The following is a 14,969-nucleotide window of genomic DNA, read 5'->3' as shown; positions in this document are numbered from 1 at the left end:
TCGCTTGGACAACTGCAAGGCAGTTGCCCACAGTATCCACAAACCCTACTCCTATTTATTTTTATTTTATTTATTTTATTCTTAATAAAAGAACTAAATTTCAGTATACAATTAGCACGGATAAATACAGAGGGCAGAAGGCAGAGGGCAGAGGACAGAGGACAACAGGAGGAAAAATCTTCAGCCTAACTACGGACACGATTTACGAATTTTCAGTGTTTCATCCGTGTCCATCTGTGGCTGAATAGTTACACCTAAAGAAAGAGGCAGAAGAGACAACCCAAATCCTTAAAAGCCTGTAATTTTAGTTTGACTTTTTCGGGATTATTTAGTATAATAAAGGTAACCGTTCAGGTGGTAATTTACCGCAGAGACGCAGAGGAACAGAGAAGAGATAGAAATAAATCAGATAACAGAAAAGATTATTGGTGCAGCCATTGAAATACATAGGACCTGCTTGCCGAATGTTCAGCAGGCAAACCAGATTTGTTAATCAATTTTAATGTTGCGCTACTCAAGAGATTGCCCTGATGAAAATCAGGGATGGAATTGTTGCGTATCGTCCATAGATTTTAATTTTTTTCTCTGCGTCTCTGTGTCTCTGCGGTGAACGGTTACGAGGCGAGAAGTTAGAACCTGTCTCTGCGGTGAACGGTTACGAGGCGAGAAGTTAGAACCTGTCTTCTAACCTCTGTCTGAAAATCTGTAAAAAAGGTAACCGTTCAGGGTGTAACGAAGGGGAAATGGAGAAATTAGGGAAAAGGGGAAAAAGTATTCTTATTTTAGTAAGAAAATCATCTGCATTAGAATGTCATTGACAACTGATGAAACCTTCTGCTACCTAATTCCCCTACCCTTCTCCTTTCTCCCCATTTCCCCTTTTCTCCTTATTTACACCTGAACGCTTACTAAAAAAGGAAAAATAATGAAAAAACTTATCGGGCTGATTTTTATTGCTACTTGCGTGATAATTTGTCTGGTGATTTATCTTAGGGGAGTAAAATTTCCAAAGGTAAGAATAATTACACCAACTATCAGTAAAATAGATTCTTGCCTCTTAACCACCGGAACTATAGATGCCCAACTTAAAACAGAAATTTGTGCGAAGGCTAAGGGCGTGATAGATAAAGTTTTGGTTGAGGAAAATAATAAGGTTACCTCTGGACAGGAACTTATTATCTTTAATCAACAAGAGGCAGAAAAAATGGTTAAAGAGGCACAATCACAATTAGACCTAACAAAAAGGATACTGATACAGGCAGAACAATTATTAATAACAACTACAGGGCTTTATGGAAAACAAGAGGTATTAGAAGACGAGGTTAAAAATAGTGAAAGTGCGTATAAAAAGGCTTTAGTCGAAAAAAATATATCTCTTGAAAACCTGAGACTTGCTCAAGAACAACTAAATAACTTAATTTATTTAGCCCCTCATTCAGGAACAGTTATAGAAAAAAGAGTTTTACCAGGGCAGTATGTTCTCCAAAATGAAGTTTTAATGAAAATAGTTGACTTAGAGAAATTGCAGGTATCTGTCAATCTCTTAAGTATTGATGCGAGAAGGGTAAAGTTAGGTCAGGATGCGTCCATTAAACTTGAGGATTTAGAATTGTCTGGATATGTCAAGTCTATTCAACCTGAAGAAGTAAGTTCTAAAATTATAATTGAATTGGATACCTCTAAAAAACTACCTGAAATAAAATTAGGAAAACGGGTAGAAGTAAAAATATTAACCGAGCATAAAGAAAATGTTGTTCTTTTAAACTCTGAGGCAATATTTAAAGAAGGCAGGCAAAGTTTTGTCTATCTTTATAAAGATGGAGTTGCCACAAAACGAGTTGTCCGCATAGGCATAACTAATCAAAATCAAACAGAGATAATCTTTGGTCTCACACCGCAGGATAAGATAATTCTCTCTGCTGGAAGTCTTAAACTAAAAGAGGGAATGAAAGTGAGAGAATGAGGGACGATGGAAGAAAAAATTATCTTTGCCAATAATGAAGAAGTAGTGAACATCTTAGGTAGAAATGATGAGAATTTACGCCTCATTCGGGAGGAATTTCCAACAACTAAAATCATCTCAAGAGGCAATGAATTAATCATTAAAGGAGAAAATAAAGATGTTCATTCAATAAAGAAACTATTGGAAGATCTGTTATCAATCTTTCACTCAGGCCATGTTGTCCGCACACCTGAGATAAAATATTCATTAAAAATGCTCAGCCAGAGTAAAAATATAGACCTTGTCTCTGTTTTTCAGGAGGCAATATATGTCTCTGAACGAGGAAAGCCAATTAGACCAAAAACATTGGGACAAAGAAGGTATATCGAGGCAATTCAACAATATGATATTGTTTTTGGCATAGGTCCTGCGGGCACGGGTAAAACATATTTAGCCGTGGCGATGGCGGTCTCAAGTTTGTTAAAAAAAGAGGTGGCAAGAATTATCCTGACGCGACCAGCAATTGAGGCTGGAGAAAGATTAGGATTTCTACCCGGGGATATGCTGGATAAAGTTGACCCATACTTAAGACCTTTGTATGATGCCATTTTTGATATGATTGGAATAGAGAAATTCCATTATTTATTGAATGAAGGGGTGATTGAAGTCGCACCATTAGCCTTTATGCGAGGACGGACTCTTAATGACTCATTCGTGATTTTAGATGAGGCACAAAATACAACACATGAGCAAATGAAGATGTTTTTGACAAGATTAGGTTTTGACTCTAAGGCAGTGATTACCGGAGATATTACCCAGATAGACCTGCCGTCAACTTCAATCTCCGGCTTAGTTGAAATCCAAACTATTTTGTCCGCAATTGAGGGAATTAGTTTTGTTTATTTTGATAAAACTGATGTTGTCAGACATCGCCTTGTCTCGGATATAATTAAAGCCTATGAGGAGTTTGAAGATGCGAAGAAAGGGACATAAAATATTTGAACAAGAAAGGGTTTCAAAATATATTCCCCTGTTAAAATCAGTTTTTTTAGGTAAAAAAACAGGCAGGACTCTATTAATCATATTGATATTGGGCATTTTATCGCTACTTATCACCCCTAATTTAATTATCACCCCCTACCCTAAAGAAACAGAAATCAGTCCAAATCTTATTAAAGCCCCTTATGACTTTTTATATGAGAATACCTTTATGACTAAAGTGGCAAGGGAATCCGCTGTGGCTAAGGTTAATCCTGTTTATAACTTAGACCTGAAAGTTATCCCATCTGTCCTTCAAAAAATAAAGAGTTTATTTGAAGAAACAAGAAAAATAAAGGAGGGAAAAAAGTTTGAATTAGAAAAAGCCTGCTTAAAATTTAGAGAAAAATTCCCAAATATCAATCTTTCAGATAAAAATTTAAAGGCTATTCTAAATTACCCAGAACTTTCTGAAATAGAAGAAGATATAACTTTACTATTAAAAACATGGCTAACCTATGGAATAACCAATATCCCGAAAGATAAATTATCAAAAGACACTATTATTGGAATCAGATTAAGAATTCTTGCCACAGATGGAACATCAGAAAAATTAGTTGAGACAACGGAAAACTTCTTTTTCCTGAATGATTTACCTGAATCTTCACCACTATATCCAAAGAGAATATCTTCTTCTAAAGTTCAAGATGGGGTATTTGAATTGGCTAAAAATTATCTTGTGCTAAATTTAAAATTTAATGAAAAAGAGACGAAAAAAGCCTCTAAAGAGGCAATTAAAGGCGTGAAACCTATCCGGTGCAAGGTAAGTAAAGGGGAGAAGATTGTTGGCGAAGGAGAGAAAGTAGATAGGGATGCGGCGATGAAATTAGCCGAGTTGTCCAAACACCGCAGTGCGGCGATAACAACAAGGAATTTAGGATTTATCTTATTGATATACATATTGATAATCTTATCGTTTATCTACCTTTATAAATATCAATCCCAACTTTTAATCCGTAATAAAAACTTAAGCCTGATTGGATTAATAATTATCACGGCAATAGCCCTGGCTAAGGTTATTTCAACAACTAATCTACCTTTTCACCTTATGCCAATGAGTGCCTTTGCCATTCTTTTAGCTGTTTTACTTAATCAGGAAATAGCGATATTTGTCACCGTCATTTTAAATATCTGCGTAGGTCTTTTAGTCGGTGAGCGGATGGAATTTGTCTTGCTTTTTGTTGCTGGTAGTTTAGCCGCTGTCTATACAACATCACAATTAAAGTTAAGGGGTGACCTTATTCGAGCTGGCGTGGCCGCCGCAATTGCTCAGGGTGTAATCATTGTTAGTTATAGCCTGTTTCGGCAGGAGTCATTTGGACTACTCCAGCAAAATCTTCTTTTGGGTAGTTTAGCTAATGGAATTATCGCCACTATTATTGCTATGGGGTCACTATTATATTTAGAGCGTATTTTTAATATTGCCACTAATTTTACCTTATTTGAACTCTCAGACTTAAATGCCCCACTTCTAAAAAATTTACTATTGAAAGCCCCGGGAACTTATCACCACAGCCTTTTAGTCGGAAATATAGCTGAATCTGGAGCAAATGCTATTGGCGCTAACTATTTATTAACCCGAGTCGCATCTTACTACCACGATATTGGTAAAATGATTAGACCTGAGTATTTTATAGAAAACCAGACAGAATTCGAACGAAATCGCCATGAAGTCCTGCGTTCGACACTCTCTGCCTCAGTCCTGCGTTCCCATATCAAAGACGGTGTTGAAGTGGCTAAACGAAATCGCCTGCCACACGAAATTATCGAAATTATTCAACAACATCATGGTTCATCGGTTATGGCTTACTTTTATCATCAGGCAAGAGAAAAAGAGGCAACCGAAGAACAAGAATTTAAGGAGACAGAATTCTCATATTTAGGTCCAAAACCTCAAAGTAAAGAAGCGGCAATTGTGATGTTGGCTGATTCCTGCGAAGCCGCTTCCAGAACTTTGATAAAACCAACAACATCCCGAATTGAAAAATTGGTTAAAAAAATCATTGATGATAGATTTATTAGTGGCGAATTGGATGAATGTGACTTGACTTTAAAAGACTTAAATAAGATTAGCCAGGCATTCACCAGGGTTCTAATCACCTTGTTTCATGCCAGAGTAGAATATCCAGAAAAGGAACAACAACCATCTCCACTATTTACGGAGCAAACTCAAGATGTTAAAGGTGTCAATTCTCAACAAGATAAACAAGAAGTTCAAGGCAAATTGGATTAAACAGGTAGTTAAAACTGCCTTGAAATATGAAGGCATCTCAAATGGCGAGGTAAGTATTGTCTTAGGAGATGATGAATTACTTCAAAGGTTAAATAAAGAATACCGCCGGATAGATAAACCAACAGATGTTTTAGCCTTTCGCTATGGGAAAATTAATGGAAACATCAACTTTTTGGATAGGCTCTTATTAGGTGAAATTATTATCTCTCTGGATGCCGTTTTGCGCCAGACAAAGGAATATAAACATAGTTTTGAAAAAGAACTGACTATTCTTTTAATTCATGGGATATTGCATATTTTAGGCTATGACCATAGCCCGCAGAATTTACCAGAAGAACCAATGGTTGTGAGAATGGAAAAAATACTTAAATTAGTTACAGCAAACGGATAATTGGTAACTGGTTAAAATGGCGTAACCGTTCACCGCAAGATGCCGCAGAGACGCAGAGAAAAAATTAAAATCTATTCACCAGAGACAGAAATTTCCTTTTTTTTGGTGCATTTTGGGTCTTTCGTTGTTTATTAATCTTTTAATACTTACTTTTGACTAACTGTTTTTAAACTTTTTTAAACACCGAAAAACGCGAAAAAAGATATTTTTTCCTCTCTGTTTCTCTGCGTCTCTGCGGTAAAGGATTACCTGAACGGTTACCGATATTTAATTACCAGTTACCATTTACCAATTATCAAAATAGGGGAGAGATAAGAAAAAGTGAAACTATTTAAAGGTTTATCCGATAGCTTTAATTTTGCCATATCAGGCATTATTCATGGATTAAAGACACAACGCAATATGCAATTGCATGTCTCCGTAATGGTGCTTGTTTTACTGGCAAGTTTATTCTTAGATTTAACTCGAATTGAATTAGTGGCAATCTTTTTTGCCATTGGTTTAGTATTAATTAGTGAAATGCTCAATACCGCAATAGAATCCATCGTTGATTTAATTATTGATACCCATCATAAAGTCGCAGGCACGGCTAAAGATATTGGTGCCGGAGCAGTATTGATTGCCTCGATAATTGCTTTATCTATTGGTTATTTAATCTTATACAATCGAATACATCTTCCTTCTCCAGTGGTAATAAGAACAGAATATAATCCCATACATCTATCCTTTGTCAGTTTATCTTTAGTCTTAATCGCGGTCGTTGCAATTAAAGCCTGTGTTGGCAAAGGAACTTTTTTGAGGGGTGGAATGCCTTCAGGTCATAGTGCGGTTAGTTTTTGTATCTGGGTAATTGTTACATTTGTTAGTAGAAATATATTTATTTCTTTACTGGTGCTGATTGTTGCGATTTTACTCTGTCACAGTAGATGGAAAACAGGAATTCATTCCTTGCAAGAAGTAGTTATTGGTGCTTTAGTTGGCGGATTAATTACACTTTTAATCTTTGTAATCTGTGGGGTGGGATAATTTTTGGATAATTTAATCTTATTCTTGATTTCTATAGGGATACTCTTATGTTTATCCGCTTTTTTTTCCGGGGCAGAGGCGGCTCTTTTTGCTCTATCAAAGTTAAAGATAAAACAACTAAGTGATAGGGCACAAAAGAGAATTTCAAGGTTATTAGAAAATCCCAAAGAACTTCTGACAACCCTTCTAATCGGAACTACTCTGGTTAATATTACTGCTTCATCCATAGCGACATTTATCGCCATTAATTTATGTGGAAAAATTGGCATTAACGAGGTAATAGCCACCGGATTGGCTATTTTTGTGATGACAATTTTAATTTTATTTTTTGGTGAAATTGTCCCAATTACACTTGGCGCTACAAAATCCTCTCAAATTGCCCCCTGGGTTACATATCCTCTGCGGTATTTCTCCATCCTCTTAGCTCCATTGAAAATAATCTTATCCTGGCTAACTCATTTAATCATTCTGTTAATAGAAAAACATAAATTTTTTATTAAAGACAAAGAGTTGACTGAGGAAGAAATTAGAACAATAGTTGACATTGGGGCAAGAGAAGGGGTGTTAAAGGCACATGAACAAAAACTAATTCATTCTATCTTTGAATTTGGTGACCATAAGGTAGAGGAAGTAATGACGCCACAAAATAAGATGGTTTGTGTAAAAATAGACGAAGACTCCACAGATAAAATCTTATCCTTGATGATTAAAGAAGGCCATTCGAGAATGCCTGTTTATAAAGGAGAAGAAATTATTGGCATCCTTCATGTTAAAGACTTTCTAATCAGCCTTAAAAATCAAACTAACTGGCAAAATTTAATTAAACCGGCTTATTTTGTCTTGCCTTCTAAAAAAATCAACGACCTGCTCAAAGAATTTCAGAAAAAGCATCTCCAACTGGCTATTGTCAAAGATGAATCTAAAAAAATCGTTGGAATAGTCACTATGGAGGATTTATTAGAAGAAATAGTCGGAGAAATACACGATGGGTATCCTGAAGAGAAAGTATAGTAGTTATATCAATTTTAGTTAATTTTTGCCTCTTTAATAAGCCTTATATTTTAACGCCTATGGGTCAACAACCCCCTAACCCCCTTTATTAAGGGGGAATATTTGCTTCTTATTCGTGTGCATTCGTGTTGACAAAAAGGCAAAAACTTTATAGAATTGATATTATTTCATAAAGAAAAGTCCTGCCAGAAAGATTAAATAAAATCCACCAGCTCCTAATAATACATAAGGATTAATTTTTTCTTGAATACTCATCATTATAAAAATAAGTGTAGAAACTACTATGGGAATACCGCCTGCCAGAAGTGCTATTCCCTGTAATTGCCAGGGACTAAATAAAATTCCTAACATAACCAGAATAGTAGATTGAAATATCATCGAACTCATTATATTGCTTAATGCCAATGTATCTTTGTTATCTTTTAACCATATAATTATATTAATTTTTGAAGGAATTTCAATTACAAGAGGAGCAAAGATTATCGCTAAAATTAACCCTAATAATGGAGATTGAATTCCAAGAGTTATTTCTTTCATAGTATGAACAAATAAATAACTCCCTCCAATTAAAGATATTAAAGAAATGACAAGTTGGGAAATAATAGTTGCTGATGTTGTTTCTCCTCTGCCTCCTGAGAAGTATAATGGGGTATAGAGTTCTTCAAATGCCCTTTCTTCATAAGCAATACTTCGATAGAGATAATAGCCATAAATTATCAATAAAATAAATCCAATGAATATTTGTGGAAACTTATCTTCAAGTAACCCTGCAAATATGGCGAAGGAGTAAGTAATTAAGAAAAATTTTAAATCTCTTGATATAATTAGCTCATCAGCGTCTATTTCACTATCTCGCTCGCCTTTTTTAGCCAATAATATAATTGTCAATCCAAATATACCAATGGCTAATGTGGATAAAATAAGTGGTGCACCAATGATTGCTCCAATACCTATTGGTATAGTTTCTGTTCCCCGGAGGAAAATAAAGGCAGTTAAAGGAATTATTATCTGTGGAAGACATTTCCCTGTGATTGAGATGATATTTCCAATAGTTCCTTCGGCTAATTCAAATGTCTTCCCCAGCCATTCTATAGCATTATTGAAAAAGAAACAGGAGATAAAGATTAATCCTATGCTTAAAACAAATAACATAATTGAAATAATCTCCATGATTTGTCTTCTCCTGAAAATAGGAAGTAGAGAGTAGAGAGTAGAAAGTAAAGAAAACATCACTCCTCACGCTTATCTCCCCATCTCCCACCTTCTATCTACTATTTTCATCTTCATTTGTGAACTAACGGTTCATGACCGTTTCCCCTGAAAATAGCGAATTAGTGAATTAGAGATTAGTGAATTAGTATAGTATCTCCAGACTCGTATCCTCTGGTTTAGAACAGATATTCCCCCTTAATAAAGGGGGTTAGGGGGTTGTCCTTCTCCCATTTTCATTGCTCTTTGTGAGTCGCAGACTCATGACCGTTTCCCCTGAAAATGAACGCAGATTTATTCGTCCTTCTAAATAAATTATCGGCATTTTAATAAAATACTTTAGATGGGACGGTCTATTTTTTTTCGTTTTCCCGGTGATTTCTTATACTCGATATTCAAGTTTTTTTAAGATTAAGTGGTTTATCCTTTTTTAACCGCAAAGAACGCAGAGATTATCGGTTGTTCACCACCCTTTTAATTCCTTCCTTGAGTCTTAATACATTGAAATTTATAAGCAATTAACAATATTTGAAAGTTCGTTTTCGTTTATAGACCTGTTTTCCTTTCTTTGCGTCCTTTGCGAAACCTTCCTTTGCGCTCTTTGCGGTTAAATCTTTATACCTTTAAAAAACTTGAACATCGAGTATCAAATATTTAACCCAATGCGTTTTTCATCAATACTGCCAATAAGTAATTTAGCCGCCTGAGATGGGTCTGTTTCTAAAATAATCCTTCCTTCAAATAATTCTATGACCTTTTTAGCAAGTATATTGCCAATGAGGGGACTACTAAGAATGGTTTGATTTAATCCAAAGTGGACTGGAATTCCTAAACTTAGAAGTCCAAATCCCATCGCCGTTGGTTTTTCTATTCCCAATTCATTGACAATAGCGACTATTGGGATGTCTTTTAATTGCATATCGAGTCTTGTGGCAATAGCAAATAAAAGATTTAAAATATGAGCAAAATCAATCATACTTCCAAAATGCCAGATAGGTGGTAGAGCCTTTTCAATATTAGATAGTCGGGCTAAACTACATAGGATATTTCCCAGTTTTTGACCTGCATATTCAACGGTAGCAGTGGCACTCATCAGTCCTGCAGAAATACAGGAATAAATACTACATCCTGTACCTAATATCAATATATTTTTCTTTAGAAGTCCTTTGACTATTTGGAGATGAGTTTCATTAAGTTTTGGACAACCAATTAATAAAGCAAATCCCTGTATTTCACCAGATACCAACCAATCAAGTAAAGGTTTGAAGGGGTCAATTGGATTTAACTTGCTTAAAATATCAACCAGTCCTTCAAAAGAAAAACCTGCAGAAAATGACATCAGTTTTTTCTGAGAATCTATGGAGATAGTTTTTTTACGATTTGCAAAATTACTAATAGCGGTCTCGATAATTTCAACGGCTTTTATATCATTTATTTCTTGAGTATTGATAAATTGTGTATGGAAAGAATTTACCATTTGTTTTAGAGCAGGATAAACACATCCCTCATCTGCCATGACCATTTCCACTAAACCTGTCCCCACAGCAAGTTCTTGAAGGTCTGCCCCACCGAGCCAATGAATATTACCTCGACCTAAAATTTCATTTCCAATACAACCTAAACCCAGAATATTTATTCCCATTGCTCCTTGATGATGAGCCTTCGTTATCATTTCTTCAGAGTTTGCTAATTGGACAATTTTGTCGCCTGATAATGGAAAATGTCCGATTAAGATAATATTTACCTGTGGTTGTTCTAAAATTTCCATCCCTGTTGTTGTTTCAACTAATTGATGTGGCAAAAGAAGGGTATCTTGAAGTTCTGAGGCAATAATCATTGTCAAAAGGTTTGTTAATCCAATCTTAAATCCCTGTATTAAAAAATCCTCTTCATTTGAACTAACACCCAGACTACATAAATGATTACCCTGTAAAATTTCACTTGTGGCTGAAGTGGGAAAAATATTCTTTTCAACAAAGTCAAGTCTTACTCGTTTTGGAAGATAGTTATAGACAAACCGCATAGATACAGGAGAATTCTGCATTGGATTTTCAATATCCGCAAGAGCCTTTAATGCTATTTCTTTTTTGTCTAATAGTATGTCAAGTCTTTTGGCTATTTGTTGTAGTTTGCCTTCATTTTTTATCCGGGAAGATGTATCTAACAAAGATAAGGCAATCTGTTTAGCGTAAATTATACTTGAGGTTGTTCCTTTTATGATGGACGATAGAAGGTTTTTAGCAATGATGGTATCTAATGTATCCCCACAGATACCTGTTAGTTTTTGTTTATGGATTAATTTCAAATGAAGTGGGAGTTGACTATGGCTGAGTTGACAGGGGCCCATAGCACATTGATTACAGCAGACTAATAATTGACCAAAGGCACATTGAGTTTTGTGATATTTATTTCGGCGATGAGAAATGGTTTTAATATTTTGGTCATTTTCATAATTAAAAAAATCATTTCTTTTTATCATAATTAACAATTCTCTATTTTTTACTTTCTAAAGAAGTTGAGAGAATATACGGGGTGATATAAATGACAAGTTGTGATTGCGATTCCTCTTTTGTTAATTTTTTAAATAGATATCCAATAATTGGGATTCGCCCTAAGATAGGGACTCTGGATTCTGATTCATTTTTCTTTGCTTGAATTAATCCACCAATAACGATTGTTTCTCCATCTTTCACTCTAATTGTTGTGTTAACCTTTCGTTCGCTGGTAATAGGCAAGGAACCGCCACCGGCTCCTGTTTCTGTTTCACCTGTTTTATCACTAACTTCTGGTGAGATTTCGACATTAATTTCATTAGAGGCAGTTACCCAGGGTTTAATTTTTAATTTTATCCCTGTTTCGACTACCCTTGGTACACCAACAGGTTCTAATTTTCCAGTCGCTTCATTATATCTATGTTCTCGATACCGATACATTGTCAAAACATCAATATTTGCCTCATGTCCATTTAGAGTAGCAAGGGTAGGATTAGCCCGAATAGTTGCCTTTCCCTCTTTTATCAAAGCCCTTAAACTTGCGGAGAATTCTTTACTTAATTCCCCAACTTTATAAGTTAATGGTAAAGGTATAATCTGGTCTGGAAATAATTTTATATCAATATTTCCTTTTTGATATTTTGCTTCTGCTAATCCTAATTCTCGACCCCATGTTGTTGTATAATCAACAATTAAAGCCTCAATCATAATTTGAGGGGCTGGTTTGTCTATTTGAGAGAGATACTCCTTCACTTTATCAATTAGTTGTTGAGTGCCGATAATCGCCAGGGCATTTTGGTCTTTAAGTAATTTAATATTAGTTTTAGGAAAGGCATCTGGCAAAGATTTTAAAGCCTCTTCTACATTTATCCAGTTGACCTTAATTACCTCTGAATTAACAAAGGTAAGAGCCGCCGCACTTAAAGAGACCCCCTCTCCTATAATATAAGTTCCATTACTTTTACTAAATGTAAAATTAGTTCCTTCTAATATTAGTCCTAATAGTTTTTCTAAAGGGACTTCAGTGAGATGAGCATCTACTTTACCCTTGACATAGCCTGCGGTAACAATATCAATCTTTCCTTGAACCGCAATCGCCCTTATTACCTCTTCTAAGTTTGCGGATTTTAAATCTACGGTAAATAATCCTTCCTGGTTGACCATAATAGAAAATGTTTTTTTACCTTCCATTCGGGTAACTTGAAAGATTTCATTAATCTTCTCTACACTAAAGCCATTAGTTTCTAAAAGAGCCCGCAATCCTACTTCTAATGGTGCATTTTCAAGATGAGAAGATACCTCACCGACAACTGACCTGTCGGCAACAATATTTATTCCTCCTTGAATGGATATTTCGCGTAATACCTTAAGTATATCAGCAGATTTAATATCCAGTGATAATAGTCCATTTTTAACATTAATTGTTCTTATTCTCTCTTCTTCTTCGCCACCTGCTCCAACGACATATATATCTTTTACCTTTCGATATTTAAAGCCACCCGTTCTAAGTATTCGTTCAAGACTTGTTTCTACCGGGACATTTTTTAGATATATTGATATTTCTCCAACAACAGATTTATCCGTAATAATATTAACTCCACTTTGTAAAGATATATCTCGTAAGATTTCATTAATATCTACTTTTTTTGCATCTAATGTTAAATATCCACGCTCTACAGATAAGGTATAAGGTTTTTTTAAATCAATTTTTTTTACCTTATAAATATCACCTTTTTTTTCATAAGTTAATCCATGGGCATTAAGTAAAGCCATTAATCCTGTTTCAAAAGGGACTTTTGTCAGGTGTATTGTTACTCGTCCTTTGATAGGTTCATCTGTGACAATATTAACTTTTTGCTGTGAGGCTAATGAGCGTAAAACATCATTTATATCCGCCTCACGGTAATCAATGGTAATAAGATTAGGTGTTGTTATTTCTTCAGGAACGGCTAATGAAGAGCCAATTAAAAGGAATAAAGTAATAAGTAATATTTTTTTCAAATCTTCACCTCAATTGGGTAGTATTTAACCGCAGAGACACGGAGACACAGAGAAGAATTTGAAGACAGATTAAACTAAATTCATGAGAAGACACAAACTTCAAATTTCTCACAAAGGCGCAAAGGACGCTAAGAAAAGATTTCTTTGCGACCTTTGCGTCCTGGCGAGAGAAAAATTCTCTTTGGTGTCTTCTGAAAATAGGAAGTAGAGAGTAGAAAGTAAAGAAAGCACCACTCCTCACGCTTATCTCCTACCACTATTTTCATCATCCTTTGTGAGTCGCAGACTCATGACCGTTTCTCCTGAAAAAAGGAAGTAGAAAGTAGAGAGTAGAGAGTAAAGAAAACATCACTCCTCACGCTTATCTCTCTATCTCCCACCTTCTATCTCCTACCACTATTTTCATCGTCCTTTGTGGCCCCGCAGGGGCATGACGGTTTCTCCTGATAAATGAGTCATTACCTTTGCAATTATTCCACCTGTGCGGTTAAATGTAAAATGGATAATGTCCAATGAAAATGTATAACTGAAAGGTAATGAGTCTTGCGAAGTAGTAAAATTTCCCATTTTTCATTTTCTATTTTACATTTTACATTTATTTTTCCTTTGCGTCTCTGCGATGAATTAGTCTAATCGCACAGGTGGCAATTATTTGCTCTGTCCGTGTTTTTTCTAAAATCATTCTCTGTGTCTCTGCGGTGAACGATTACCTATATTTCATGTCCATAATTAGAGTAATAGATAGTAGATGAAAGGTTATTAAAGGCATTGGTATCTTGATGATTACAATTTATCCGCACATCGCCACTGTTAGAGCTATATATCCATCCACCTATGTCATTAATTTGTCCCGCTGCTATTTCATCATAGAGATTAGTTGGGACATAGTGAATATGTGTTTCAATTTCTTCAGTATGCAGATGTGGATTAGACCGTTGAAGTGTTGCTCTGGGTATCTTTTGAATATAGTCAGGCACAAAAGGAGGAAAAGTTTCACCGCCATTATCCCACTTTTCAGTATTTAATAGTCTGGGCCACATTCCTCTCGTATCCGCAAAATAAATAACGATAGATGCTCGCAATGCCCCTAAATTAGCTTTTGCCGCGGCTTCTCTTGCCTTATCTATCAATTGCATAAATTTAACTACACTTATCGCGGCTAAAACACCTATTATTCCAACAACAATCATTAACTCAAGAAGGGTAAATCCACCCTTATTATTCTTTTTCATGAAATTCCTCATTATCTACCTAGTGTCGTGTTGAACAAATAACGCACGGAATTTGATTCTGGTAACTGGTGATTGGTAACTGGTAATTAAATACCGTTCGGCTGAGCTCAGGACGAAACTATTTAACCAATTACCAGTTACCAATTATCCGTTTGCAGGTTATGAAATCTGATGATACGCCGTGCAAAACTTACTCAACACGACACTAGCAATTCTCATTTTGAAAAAGTGATAATTATTCAGCCACCAGGTTACTAAGATACGAAAAAAGGTAACTGTTCACCGCAGAGATGATATGATAAAGTGTCAAGTTTGACCTGCGAAAGATTTTATGGTATACTATACAAAAAGTATTAACTAACTAAAATAAGGAGGACAAACTTATGACACAAAC

At 35.3% G+C, this 14,969-nt stretch carries 11 protein-coding genes; 7 read left to right on the top strand and 4 right to left on the bottom strand.

Annotated elements, in window-relative coordinates; genetic code table 11:
- The 7 genes from AB1414_06435 to AB1414_06405 form a co-directional block, all read left to right on the top strand.
- On the top strand, positions 1 to 189 hold a 189-nt coding region (locus AB1414_06435), incomplete at its 5' end, for a hypothetical protein (GenBank protein MEW6607078.1).
- 736 nt (positions 190 to 925) lie between these two features.
- On the top strand, positions 926 to 1,963 hold the full coding sequence (locus AB1414_06430) for an efflux RND transporter periplasmic adaptor subunit (protein ID MEW6607077.1): 1,038 nt from the start codon (positions 926 to 928) through the stop codon (positions 1,961 to 1,963).
- Positions 1,964 to 1,969: 6 nt separating this feature from the next.
- A complete protein-coding gene (locus AB1414_06425) occupies positions 1,970 to 2,935 on the top strand; it encodes a PhoH family protein (GenBank protein ID MEW6607076.1) in 966 nt (321 codons plus the stop codon).
- Positions 2,916 to 5,213 (top strand): HDIG domain-containing metalloprotein, encoded by a 2,298-nt coding sequence (locus tag AB1414_06420; protein ID MEW6607075.1) that lies wholly within the window; start codon positions 2,916 to 2,918, stop codon positions 5,211 to 5,213. The genes AB1414_06425 and AB1414_06420 overlap by 20 nt, the downstream gene beginning before the upstream one ends.
- On the top strand, positions 5,155 to 5,604 hold the full coding sequence (gene ybeY, locus AB1414_06415) for an rRNA maturation RNase YbeY (GenBank protein ID MEW6607074.1): 450 nt from the start codon (positions 5,155 to 5,157) through the stop codon (positions 5,602 to 5,604). The genes AB1414_06420 and ybeY overlap by 59 nt, the downstream gene beginning before the upstream one ends.
- 321 nt (positions 5,605 to 5,925) lie before the next feature.
- Positions 5,926 to 6,630: a diacylglycerol kinase gene (locus AB1414_06410; GenBank protein MEW6607073.1), complete on the top strand. Its 705-nt coding sequence runs from the start codon at positions 5,926 to 5,928 to the stop codon at positions 6,628 to 6,630.
- A 3-nt stretch (positions 6,631 to 6,633) separates the two neighbouring features.
- Positions 6,634 to 7,641 carry a hemolysin family protein gene (locus AB1414_06405; protein MEW6607072.1) on the top strand — a complete coding sequence of 336 codons (1,008 nt, stop codon included), beginning with the start codon at positions 6,634 to 6,636 and terminating at the stop codon, positions 7,639 to 7,641.
- Between the two features lie 162 nt (positions 7,642 to 7,803).
- Here the strand turns inward: AB1414_06405 and AB1414_06400 are convergent, their stop codons facing one another.
- The 4 genes from AB1414_06400 to AB1414_06385 all read right to left on the bottom strand — a co-directional run bounded on the left by AB1414_06400 (position 7,804) and on the right by AB1414_06385 (position 14,575).
- A complete protein-coding gene (locus AB1414_06400; protein ID MEW6607071.1) occupies positions 7,804 to 8,811 on the bottom strand; it encodes a hypothetical protein in 1,008 nt (335 codons plus the stop codon).
- 685 nt (positions 8,812 to 9,496) lie between these two features.
- A complete protein-coding gene (locus tag AB1414_06395; protein ID MEW6607070.1) occupies positions 9,497 to 11,329 on the bottom strand; it encodes a hypothetical protein in 1,833 nt (610 codons plus the stop codon).
- 13 nt (positions 11,330 to 11,342) lie between these two features.
- Positions 11,343 to 13,343, bottom strand: coding sequence for a secretin N-terminal domain-containing protein (locus tag AB1414_06390; protein MEW6607069.1), 2,001 nt, complete (start codon positions 13,341 to 13,343; stop codon positions 11,343 to 11,345).
- Between the two features lie 710 nt (positions 13,344 to 14,053).
- A complete protein-coding gene (locus AB1414_06385) occupies positions 14,054 to 14,575 on the bottom strand; it encodes a prepilin-type N-terminal cleavage/methylation domain-containing protein (GenBank protein ID MEW6607068.1) in 522 nt (173 codons plus the stop codon).
- Positions 14,576 to 14,969: the final 394 nt, after the last annotated feature.

This window comes from bacterium (genome assembly GCA_040755795.1).
Lineage (GTDB): Bacteria > UBA9089 > CG2-30-40-21 > CG2-30-40-21 > SBAY01 > JBFLXS01.
The sequence above is the reverse complement of the archived record's forward strand: the minus strand, read 5'-3'. Positions and strand labels throughout refer to the sequence as shown.

Excerpts from the sequence above, each read along its gene's own strand:
- AB1414_06430 (MEW6607077.1), top strand. The coding sequence starts at position 926 with ATGAAAAAACTTATCGGGCTGATTTTTATTGCTACTTGCGTGATAATT.
- AB1414_06425 (MEW6607076.1), top strand. The coding sequence starts at position 1,970 with ATGGAAGAAAAAATTATCTTTGCCAATAATGAAGAAGTAGTGAACATC.
- AB1414_06420 (MEW6607075.1), top strand. The coding sequence starts at position 2,916 with ATGCGAAGAAAGGGACATAAAATATTTGAACAAGAAAGGGTTTCAAAA.
- ybeY (MEW6607074.1), top strand. The coding sequence starts at position 5,155 with ATGTTAAAGGTGTCAATTCTCAACAAGATAAACAAGAAGTTCAAGGCA.
- AB1414_06400 (MEW6607071.1), bottom strand. The coding sequence starts at position 8,811 with ATGGAGATTATTTCAATTATGTTATTTGTTTTAAGCATAGGATTAATC.
- AB1414_06395 (MEW6607070.1), bottom strand. The coding sequence starts at position 11,329 with ATGATAAAAAGAAATGATTTTTTTAATTATGAAAATGACCAAAATATT.
- AB1414_06385 (MEW6607068.1), bottom strand. The coding sequence starts at position 14,575 with ATGAAAAAGAATAATAAGGGTGGATTTACCCTTCTTGAGTTAATGATT.